1 pseudogene is annotated in these 854 nt (G+C 48.9%); it reads left to right on the forward strand.

From position 1 onward, the window contains the following. Nucleotides 1–854, forward strand: a pseudogene (locus tag R8O11_RS26300) (transcriptional regulator MalT); the annotation flags it as partial.

Raw genomic sequence — 854 nt, forward strand, 5'->3', positions numbered from 1 at the left:
CGAATGCGCAAAAGCTGGCCGAAAAGCGCCAGATTTCCTCTTTACGTTCCCTGTTCAGCGAAGTATTTGCCGAAATGGCAGATTTTCATCAAGAGTGCTACGTGGTACTCGACGACTACCATTTGATCACCAACGATGAAATTCATGAATCCATGCGTTTCTTCCTCAAGCACATGCCAGACAACTTAACGGTTGTCGTCACCAGCCGTGCAGCGCCGCCACTGGGCACGGCAAACTTGCGTGTGCGCGATTTAATGATCGAAATCGGCAACGAAATGTTGGCGTTTGATACTGAAGAAACCACCCGCTTCTTTAACCAACGCATTGCCGATGGCATTGATGAAGACATGGCGAACAGCCTAAGAACCTACGTGGAAGGTTGGCCATCTGCCATGCAGTTGATCGCGCTGCAAGCCCAACATCAAAACCGCACATTGGCGCAAACCGTCGAGTCGGTATCGCAGTTCAATCACGCGCATTTGTGGGATTATCTGGTCGAAGAAGTATTTGACCTGCTCGATCACGAAACTCGTCACTTCTTGATGCAAGTGTCTGTGCTTGATCACTTTAACGATGAGTTGGTATTTGCCCTCACTCAACGCGAAGACGCGCTGGGTCTGATTGAATCGCTTAACCGTTACGGCTTGTTCATTTATCCACTTGAAGGCGAGCATAACTGGTTCCGCTTCCACAACTTGTTTGGCGAGTTCTTGTCTCACGAGCGTCAAGCACGTATTCCTCAACAAGAAAAAGATCTTCACCGCAATGCGGCGGTCGCTTGGTTGCAACAAAAATCGCCACACCAAGCCATTCATCACGCACAAAAGTCCAACGATAAAGACTTAGTCGTTGAG

It is taken from the genome of Vibrio sp. 1288, from assembly GCF_033344475.1.